The following is a 9781-nucleotide window of genomic DNA, read 5'->3' on the forward strand; positions in this document are numbered from 1 at the left end:
CCGGGCCGTCGGGTCAGTTTCCTGTTGCCAGTATTTGTAGTCAGTATCTTGTTATAGGCGCAAACAGGCGCAAAGCGGCCTATTCTCGGGGCCGGGCCAGGATATGTCTATAGCGAGCCGGCGGCAGCGGGCAGAGCACTGCGGCGCCACGGCGGCGTCAGGGGGCGGGCATCCCTGTACTACAAGGTCCGTTGCAGCGCTGGCAGTTCGTGCGCGCATCCGGTATGTTCTGCGCCGGTTTTACCCGGCCTTCCCTGTGTTTTTCAGGGGTGGGCCACAATAAGAATGAGCCAGAGTGCCGTTTCCGGAGTGAACGCGCTGTAGTTGGCAGGTAGAAAATCCCCATGAATGCGAGAAATCTGGACCTGAGTCAATTCGATGAAATCCGCCCCTACCGGGACGATGAGGTGCGCCCGGTGCTCCGGCGCCTGGTAGAAGACCCGGAGATGTCCCGCGTGGTGGCGCACTTCCTGCTGCCCGGCGCTGCCAGCAAGCTGGAGCGACCGCTGGCGTGGCTGGTGCGTCAGTTCGTGCGCTTCGAATTCCGCAAGGCGAACAATATTCGCGGTGTGCAGGAGGTGATTGCCCGCTATCTGGAAAAGGCGGTCAATCGCACCAGCTGCGGACTCACCATTTCCGGGCTGGACACCCTGCCCAGGGATCGCGCCTGCCTGTTCGTCAGTAACCACCGCGATATCGCCATGGACCCGGCGTTGGCAATTCTCGCGATGTTCAAGGAAGGTCACGAGACCTCCCGCATCGCCATCGGCGACAACCTGCTGTCCAAGCAGTTTGCCACCGACATCATGAAGCTGAACAAGTGCTTTGTGGTGAAACGCAGCTCCGGCAGCCGCCGGGAAAAGCTGGCGGCGGCCACCACACTTTCCCAGTACATCCACCACTCTATCGTCAACGAAAACGAGCACGTGTGGATTGCCCAGCGCGCCGGCCGTGCCAAAGACGGCCTCGACCGTACTAATCCCGCGCTGGCGGCGATGTTCGCCATGGCGAAGCCGAAGGAGCAGCCGTTTGCGGATTTCTGGCGCGAGCTGCACATTGTGCCGCTGTCGATTTCCTACGAGTGGGATCCCTGTGACCGCTACAAGGCGCGCGAGCTCTACATCACCGAGCACCAGGACGAGTACCAGAAAGAGGCCCACGAAGACCTGGGCAGTATCGGCAAGGGTGTAGTGGGGAAGAAAGGCCACATTCACGCGGCTTTCGGCACCCCGATCGAGAAAGATTTCACCGATGTCTCCGCGCTGGCGGACGAGATCGACCGCCAGATCATCGGCAATTATGTGCTGCACCCCACCAACCTGATCGCCTACCAGATGATCTATGGTGTTGCGCCGGAGCTGCCCGTCGGCTACCCGGCCAAACCCTGGCATCCCGATGAGCATCAGGAAATCCGCGAGCAATTCGAGCAACGCATGGCAGCGATTGACGAGCGCTGGCGGGACAAGGCGATTCAGGCCTACGCCAACCCGGTGGTGTCTCGTTTGGCGTTTGAGCAGTAGTACGGGTTGGCTAAACCCTGAACAACCGTGGATAATGGCCGGCTGATTTAACCTCCAGTGCAGATTAATCCGTCGGTTCCCAGTGCTCAGCGAAAAAGACAAAGATTCCATCCAGAACGCCTACCGTCAGTTCCTCAACGGCCGCGAGCTCAAGGCCCGTTACGGCCAGAAGCTGATGATTGCCGCCATCGCCCGCGCGCTCGGCGGAATCCAGCGCAACGGCGCTGGTGAGCGGGATCACGGCAAGACCGACGGCGAGCATATCTGCGTGGTGGAGGCGGGTACCGGTACCGGCAAAACCGTCTCCTACCTGCTGGCCGCCATCCCCATGGCCATCGCCCACGACAAAACCCTGGTGGTTTCCACCGCTACCGTGGCCTTACAGGAGCAGATCATCAACAAGGATCTGCCCGAACTCATCCGCCACTCCGGTCTCAAGTTTGAAGTGTCGCTGGCCAAGGGCCGCGGTCGCTACCTGTGCCTGTCCAAGCTCGACCAGCTGCTCACCGAACTCACCTCCAGTGGCATCGGTGCCTCCATGGCGCTGTACGAAGACGAGAAGCCCCAGGTGGACGAGGTGGGGATCAAGCTGTATCGCGACATGGCCGACGAACTGGCCAGCGGCGGCTGGGACGGTGACCGCGACAATTGGAAAGACACCATCGAGGGCGACGACTGGAGCCGGGTTACCACGGACCACCGCCAGTGCAGTGGCCGTCGCTGCCCCCACGTGAGCAGCTGCAGCTTCTTCCGCGCCCGAGAAAGCCTCGGCAAGAGCCGGGTGATCGTGGCCAACCACGACCTGCTGCTGGCGGATCTGGCCCTCGGCGGCGGTGCGATCCTGCCACCGCCGGAAGAAACCATTTACGTGCTGGACGAGGCCCACCACCTGCCGGACAAGGCGCTGAACCACTTCGCCCACCACAGCCGTGTCGGAGCCACCACTGGCTGGCTGGATCAGGCCAACAAGAATCTCGGGCAGCTACTCGGCGAAATCGGCGATGGTGGTGAACTGGATCGCGCCGGCGAAGAGCTGCCGGGGCTGCTCACGGCCGCAAAGCAGAAAATGGAGATGGCCTGGCCGCTGCTGGAAGACCTGTGCGAATTCGAAGACGAGCGCGGCAAGAGCCAGCGCCACCGCTTTGAGGGCGGTGTGGTGCCCGAATCCCTGATGCACCTGGCTGAACAGTTGCGGGAGGATTTCGATGAGATCGAAGGGCTGCTCAGCAAGATGGTGCAGTCCGCCCAGCGCATGATGGAAGACGTACACAGCCCGGTGCCGATTGTCGACCTGGAGCGCTGGTACCCCATACTCGGCAGTTGGCACGGCCGCGCCGAGGCAAATCTGGAGCTCTGGGCCAACTATTCCCGCGTCGACGAGGGCGCGGTGCCGCAGGCGCGCTGGGTAACCCTGGTGGAGTGGGGCGGTTCGTTCGATTTTGAGGTGTGCAGCTCGCCTATTCTCGCCGGCAAGACCCTGGAGTACAGCCTGTGGCGCCGCTGCTATGGCGCCGTGCTGACCTCCGCCACCCTCACCGCGCTGGGACGCTTCGACCGCCTGAAAATGCGCGCCGGTACCCCGGATAACGCCAGCTACGAAATCGTACCCAGCCCGTTCGATTTCTCCCGCGCCGAGCTGCGGGTGCCGAGAGATGCGGTGGAGGCGAATAACGCCGACCTGCATACGGATGCGGTGATCGAGGCTCTCCCGGACCTATTGGAGGGACCGGGCGGTTCCCTGGTGCTGTTTGCCTCCCGTCGGCAGATGGAGACGGTGTACGAATCGCTCCCCGGCACCTGGCGCAACCGCATCCTGATGCAGGGTCAGCAATCCCGTCAACAGCTGCTCGACAGTCACAAGAAAAGTGTCGATAGCGGAGGCCACAGCGTGCTGTTCGGCCTCGCCAGTTTCGCCGAGGGCCTGGATCTGCCGGGGGACTACTGTCGCCATGTGGTGATTGCGAAATTGCCCTTTGCGGTGCCGGACGATCCCATCGAAGCGGCGCTGGCGGAGTGGATCGAGGCCAAGGGCGGCAATGCCTTTATGCAGATCACGGTACCGGATGCGGCGCTCAAGCTGGTGCAGGCCTGTGGCCGGCTGCTGCGTACGGAGCAGGACAGCGGCACCATCACCCTGCTGGACCGGCGCATCGTCACCAAACGCTACGGGCGCGCGATGCTGGATTCGCTGCCGCCATTCAGACGCTCGATAAACTGAACCAATATAGCCTTATGAAGTCGATTTACCCCGATATCGCCACCCTGCTGTTGGAACTGGAAGCGGACCTTCGCGTCCTGAGCCTGTGGGATGCCGAGCCGCCATCGCCAGCGGCGCTGGCGAGTACGGAACCGTTCTGTGTGGATACGCTGACGCTTCCCCAGTGGCTACAGTTTGTATTTTTGCCGCGTATGAGCCATATGGTGGAGTTGGAAATGCCGCTGCCACAGGCATGCGGTATTGCTCCTATGGCAGAGGAGTTTTTTCGTGGCAGCGAACTGCCGGTAGCGGCACTTATCCGCAAGTTGGAAGAAATAGACCTGCGACTGGCGAGAGGTTGATGGCCGGCTTCTGAGCGCGGCAGATGGATCGGCGCTTGATTGATTATGACCAGTTGGTACCATCTCGTTTAGAAATCTGCTGGAGACTATCCTTCCCTGATTAAATTATCGGCGATTGTTCGCCGGGAATGTGTGCCCCGTCACGGTCACTGTGCAGCGGCAACGGGGATACGATAGTATGCGCAGCTTACAAAAAACGGGCACCACGGATGGCCCGAAAATGATTTGCCGCCAGGATTTACGCTCGATAACAAGCTCAGGGCCGGCTGTCCCGCCCCTAAGGTAGTAATAAACAGATGCGGTTTTTACCCATAGCTTTCTTTATGTTGGTTGCCCAACTGCTGTCAGGTTGTGAAAACGTGGCAACAAGCGCGACCCCGATTGAATCCCCGGCTGCGGAGGATGTTTCGTCGGCGATGCCCGCCTCCTTTGACCCAAGCCTTTGTCCCACCATGGAAGCCGTTGTGTGCGCGGAGCCTGAAATTCAGGTGGTCGAGCGTGTGGTCGAGCGTAAGGTAGATCGAGTGATCGAAGTGCCTGTCGCCAAAGACAAACTGGTGCTCGGCTCCGAAGAGATCTTCACGGTTGAACCGGGCGGTGTCCGCCTGACGGCGCTGGTTGACACTGGTGCAGCCACCTGCTCCCTCAGCGTACTGGAGCTGACGCGCTTCGAACGCGATGGCAGTGACTGGGTGCGATTCAAACTGGAAGATGGTGACGAGGGGCATTCCGAGAAAATTGAGCTTCCCATCAAGCGTCACGTGCGTGTAGCCCGCCCCGGATTCGATCGCCAGCGCCGCCCCATTGTCGATATGAGCCTCACCGTCGGTGAGGTTACCCACATAGTGGAAGTGAACCTGGTAGAACGCGGTGAATTCGAGTTCCCATTACTGGTGGGTCGCAATTTTCTGAAAGACGCCGCGGTGGTGGATGTGAGCCGCAAGCTGGTACAGGGCAAGCCCAAAATGCCGGTGATCAGCAAATAATTCCACGTTTAATACCCGGAATTGTGGGCCGGGTACTGGCGGAAGCACTGGTACTCGGCAAGAATACGCGGCCACAAGCTGCATCCAACAACGAACGGGGAATGGCGAATGTCGCCAAGGGCACAGGTCTATATTCTCGCTGCGCTGCTCACATTTCTGGGCGCCAGCCTCACCATCTATAAACATTTCGCCCTGGGCTTCCCCCTTTTGCCCGGTGAATATCGTACTGTCTGGACCATCGAAGCCAAGGTGCGCTTCAACGCCGACGGTGGCCCGGTCAAGGCGGCCCTTACACTCCCGCGGGCCCAACGCAATATGGAGGTGCTGGGGGAGACCTTCAGCTCTTCTGGCTACGGCTTCAATATTGTCCACGAGGACGACGAGCACCGCGCGGTGTGGTCGCGCCGTCAGGCAAGCGGCGTCCAGTCACTGTTCTATCAGCTGGATGTACACCAGACACCCGGGGCCGCGCTGGAGCAGTCTCTGGATCTCAGTACCGAAGTGGTAAAACCGATGCTCGGTGCCCGCGAGCAGGAGGCGGTGCGCCAGGCGATTTACTCCCTGGTGGAAGCTGGTCGCGCCCGCTCTTCCGACGTTTCCACCTTCACGTCCGAGTTGCTGCTTGCACTGGCGGACACCCGCAACCAGGACCGCAACCTTATTTTCGGCTACTACAAAGACCGCTCCTTCGTAGACGTCGCGCTGGTGGTACTGGCGGCTGCGGATATCCCGGCACACCGTATCCGCGGGCTGTATCTGGAAGACGATCGCCGTCGCCTGGATCCGGAAGACCTGCTGGAAATCTACGATGGCAAGCGCTGGGTGGTGTTCGAACCTAGTAGCGGAACGCCCGGCGTGCCGAAAAACTTCTTTATCTGGCAGCGCGGCGGCAAGAGCCTGCTGGACGTGGAGGGGGGGCGCAATTCCGGCGTGACTTTCTCGGTGATCTCCAACGATGTGCCCGCACGCGATGTGGCCATGTTGAGCACCAGTAAGGAAAAAGAAGCACTGGTGGATTTCTCCATCTACAGCCTGCCCATCGAACAGCAGAGCATTTTCAAGCTGATCCTTCTGGTGCCGGTGGGGGCGCTGGTGGTGGTGCTGTTGCGGGTATTCGTCGGCTTGCGTACTTCCGGTACCTTTATGCCGGTGCTGCTCGCGATCGCGTTTATCGAAACCCAGCTGCTCACCGGTCTGTCCATCTTCGTACTGATCCTGATTCTCGGTCTGTGGGTGCGTTTCTATCTAAGCCGGCTCAATCTCTTGTTAGTCGCGAGGATTGCCGCCGTGGTGATCACGGTGGTGATACTGATGGGAGCCATCAGTGTGGTGAGCTACAAGCTCGGTATCGAGCAGGCACTGACGGTGACCTTCTTCCCGATGATCATTCTCGCCTGGACCATCGAACGTATGTCCATCCTGTGGGAAGAGGACGGCCCCTACGAAGTGGTGATTCAGGCCGGCGGCAGCCTGCTGGTGGCGGTACTCGCCTGGTGGGTGATGACCAATCGTTACATCGAGCACTGGACCTTCAACTTCCCGGAGCTGCTGCTGGTGTTGCTCGGACTGGTCATGATTATTGGTAACTACACGGGTTACCGCCTGGGTGAACTGGCGCGGTTCCGCCAGCTGGTGCGCTGATGCAATTCCGATTACCCGCGTTGCGTTTGCCACCGTTTTTCCGCGGCGGCCTGGTGTCGCCGTTCAAATTGCGCAAGCTCGGTATACTCGGGATGAACGCGCGCAATGTACGCTATATCGCCCGCTACAACGATCGCGACAAATACCCGATTGTCGACGACAAGCTGAACACCAAGCGCGCAGCGCGGCGCTACCGTATTCCGGTTCCGGATCTGATCGCGGCTTTCGACACCCAGCCGACCCGCTCCCGCATCATGAAAGTGATCGAACCGCTGCAACAGTTCGTGATCAAACCCGCGCGGGGTTCTGGCGGCAAGGGTATTCTGGTGATCGTCGGGCGCGACGGCGAAGATTACCTCAAGCCCTCCGGCAACAAGGTTACCGCGCTGGATATCCAGCGCCACGTGAGCAATATCCACAGTGGCCTTTACAGCCTCGGCGGCAAGCCCGACCGGTGCATGGTTGAAGCGCTGGTGGATTTCGATCCGGTGTTCGACAAGTACTCCTTCGAAGGTGTACCGGATATCCGTGTTATCGTGTTCCGCGGTTTCCCGGTGATGGCCATGTTGCGTTGCTCCACCCATGACTCCGATGGCAAGGCCAACTTGCACCAGGGGGCGGTGGGCGTGGGTATCGATCTTGCCACCGGCAAGGCTTCCCACGCGGTGCAGCGCGGACTGCGGGTGGACATCCATCCCGATACCAAGATGCCGTTTTCCGATTTACAGGTCCCCGACTGGAAAGACCTCCTCAAGCTCGCGGCCAGCTGTTATGAAATGACCGGCCTCGGTTATCTCGGTTGCGATATCGTGCTCGACCGCAAGCGTGGGCCGCTGTTGCTGGAGGCCAATGCGCGCCCGGGGCTCGCCATCCAGATCGCCAACGGTATCGGCCTGCGTACCCGCCTGGAGCATATTGAATCCATGACGCTGGAGCAGCTGGAGAAAAACGTCGAGGAGCGCGTGAACTACTCCGTGGATTACTTCGCCGCACGCACCACCCTGTGAGCGCTGTGGTGGTTCGGCAGTGCGCGGCGGAGATCACCGATCATTCCGTGAAAGCGCAATGCTCCGCCGCCGTTTCTGGTTTGTTCTTCATTGCCGTCGCATTTTCGGCATTCGCAAACTCTGCCGATGATACTCCGCGGGATCTACTGGAAACGGTGGAGGTATCCGGGACCCAGACCCTCAAGGCCGCAACCACTGGCGTGTCTGCCATGTCTGTGTCGGGTGCGGATTCCATCGCACAGCGAGCACCCACTCACCCTGCAGAGCTACTGAGCAGTCTTTCCGGTATCTGGATCAGCCGTGGCAATGGTCAGGAGCATCTTACTGCCATCCGCTCACCGGTATTGAGTGGTACCGGCAGCTGTGGTGCCTTTGCGGTGCTGGAGGGGGATATCCCGGTGCGCGGCACCGGTTTCTGCAACGTCAACCAACTCTCTGATTTACCACTGTCCCAGACCGGCGGCGTGCAGGTGCTGCGTGGCCCCGCCAGCGTGCTTTACGGCTCCGACGCCCAGCACGGCGTGATCCGCCTGTTGAGTGCCGCTCCTGCGCAAGCCCGCGAAGTCCGCTTGAGCCTGGAGGGCGGCGCCAATGACTTCCGCCGAATTTCCACGAGTTTCAGTGATACAGAAGGGCACAGCGGCGTGCGTCTCGGTTTCAGCGGCAGCCGCGATGGCGGCTATAAAACCGATTCCGGTTACGACCAGCAGCAGTTCAGCGCGCGTCACGATTACCGCGGTGATACCTGGGATACGCGTACCCTCGTCAGTATCAGCAACCTCAACCAGGAAACCGCCGGTTACGTAACCGGGCACGATGCCTACAGGGATTCCCGACGCAAGCGCGAAAACCCTAACCCGGAGGCCTTCCGCGACAGTCGGTCCGCGCGACTGCAGACTCGTTTCGAGCACGCAACGGCGGCGGGCAACCACTGGCAAATCACCCCTTACGCGCGCCATACGGAAATGGCCTTTCTGATGCATTTCCTGCCGGGCACGCCGCTGGAGGAAAACGGCCAGCAGGGCGCGGGTATCCAGACTTCCTATGATTACCGGCTCGGCGAAAACCTGGAGCTGCTGAGTGGCCTGGATCTGGAGCACACCAACGCCTGGATTCGGCAGACCCAGGAAGGCGGCTTTTCCTCGTTTCCCGCCGGGCGACAATACGACTATCAGGTTGCGGCCGATGTAGTAGCGGCTTTTTCCAGTGTGGATTGGCTGTTTGCCGAGCGCAGCCGCTTCACGTTCGGCGCCCGCTGGGAGTCCCTGCGCTACGACTACGACAATCGCATGCTGGCCGGTGACACCGCGGAGGACGGCAGCCAGTGTGTCAACGGATTTACCGGCGCAGTGGGCTGCCGCTACAGCCGCCCCGAAGACCGCGGGGATGAGTTTTCCAACCTCTCGTTCAATACCGGTCTGGCTCAAGCGTTTGATCACAACTTGTCCGCCAGCCTGCGCTTTGCCCACGGCTTTCGCGCGCCGCAGGCGTCGGAGTTGTATCGCTTGCAGAGCGGACAGGTGGTGGCGGATCTGGATTCCGAATCTGTCGACAGTGTGGAAATTGGATTGCAAAAAACTGCAGAGGGTCTGGGCTTCAACCTCACCGGATTTTATATGGAAAAGACCGACGTGATTTTCCAGTCGTCCGAGCGTCTGAACCTGAGCGATGGGGAAACCCGGCACTACGGTGTGGAATACGAGCTGGACTGGGCCCTGGCCCCGCAGTGGGCACTCACCCTGGCGGGAACCTACGCGCGTCACCAGTACACCAACAATGTCAGTGAGCCGGGCAGTGACACGCTGATCGAAACCCGCGGCAACGACATCGACACCGCCCCTCGCAATATGCATAGCCTGACACTGGGCTGGACTCCGCTTGAGCACACCCGTGTCGAACTGCAATTTCAGTCCATGGGAAGTTACTACACCGATATCGAAAATGCCCACCGCTATCCCGGCCACGAACTGCTGCACCTGCGGTTGCGCCAACAGATCACACCGCGAATGAATCTGGGGGTGCGGATCAATAATCTGGCGAATGTGGATTACGCGGAGCGGGCGGACTA

7 protein-coding genes are annotated in these 9781 nt (G+C 60.4%); all 7 read left to right on the plus strand.

The window, feature by feature from the left end; all coding sequences use genetic code 11:
• The first annotated feature begins 344 nt into the window (after positions 1–344).
• Positions 345–1520, plus strand: a complete 1176-nt coding sequence (locus VIL80_RS11075; RefSeq protein WP_332036172.1) for a 1-acyl-sn-glycerol-3-phosphate acyltransferase — start codon at positions 345–347, stop codon at positions 1518–1520.
• Positions 1521–1602: 82 nt separating this feature from the next.
• Positions 1603–3738: an ATP-dependent DNA helicase DinG gene (gene dinG, locus VIL80_RS11080; protein WP_332036173.1), complete on the plus strand. Its 2136-nt coding sequence runs from the start codon at positions 1603–1605 to the stop codon at positions 3736–3738.
• A gap of 14 nt (positions 3739–3752) precedes the next feature.
• Positions 3753–4079, plus strand: coding sequence for a YqcC family protein (locus VIL80_RS11085; RefSeq protein WP_332036174.1), 327 nt, complete (start codon positions 3753–3755; stop codon positions 4077–4079).
• A gap of 359 nt (positions 4080–4438) precedes the next feature.
• Positions 4439–5065: an ATP-dependent zinc protease family protein gene (locus VIL80_RS11090; RefSeq protein WP_332036175.1), complete on the plus strand. Its 627-nt coding sequence runs from the start codon at positions 4439–4441 to the stop codon at positions 5063–5065.
• Positions 5066–5173: 108 nt separating this feature from the next.
• Entirely contained in the window at positions 5174–6706 is a 1533-nt protein-coding gene (locus tag VIL80_RS11095; protein ID WP_332036176.1) for an inactive transglutaminase family protein, read from the plus strand.
• Positions 6706–7713 carry an alpha-L-glutamate ligase-like protein gene (locus VIL80_RS11100; protein ID WP_332036177.1) on the plus strand — a complete coding sequence of 336 codons (1008 nt, stop codon included), beginning with the start codon at positions 6706–6708 and terminating at the stop codon, positions 7711–7713. Before VIL80_RS11095 ends, VIL80_RS11100 begins: the two co-directional genes overlap by 1 nt.
• Positions 7714–7760: 47 nt before the next feature.
• Positions 7761–9781: TonB-dependent receptor (locus VIL80_RS11105; RefSeq protein ID WP_332036178.1), on the plus strand; the 2021-nt coding region annotated here is incomplete at its 3' end.

The sequence above is a fragment of the Microbulbifer sp. genome, from assembly GCF_036563125.1.
In the GTDB taxonomy this organism is placed as follows: Bacteria; Pseudomonadota; Gammaproteobacteria; order Pseudomonadales; family Cellvibrionaceae; genus Microbulbifer.

Bases quoted from the DNA above. Each gene is read 5' to 3' on its own strand.
- VIL80_RS11075 (WP_332036172.1), top strand. From the start codon at position 345: ATGAATGCGAGAAATCTGGACCTGAGTCAATTCGATGAAATCCGCCCC.
- VIL80_RS11085 (WP_332036174.1), top strand. From the start codon at position 3,753: ATGAAGTCGATTTACCCCGATATCGCCACCCTGCTGTTGGAACTGGAA.
- VIL80_RS11095 (WP_332036176.1), top strand. From the start codon at position 5,174: ATGTCGCCAAGGGCACAGGTCTATATTCTCGCTGCGCTGCTCACATTT.
- VIL80_RS11100 (WP_332036177.1), top strand. From the start codon at position 6,706: ATGCAATTCCGATTACCCGCGTTGCGTTTGCCACCGTTTTTCCGCGGC.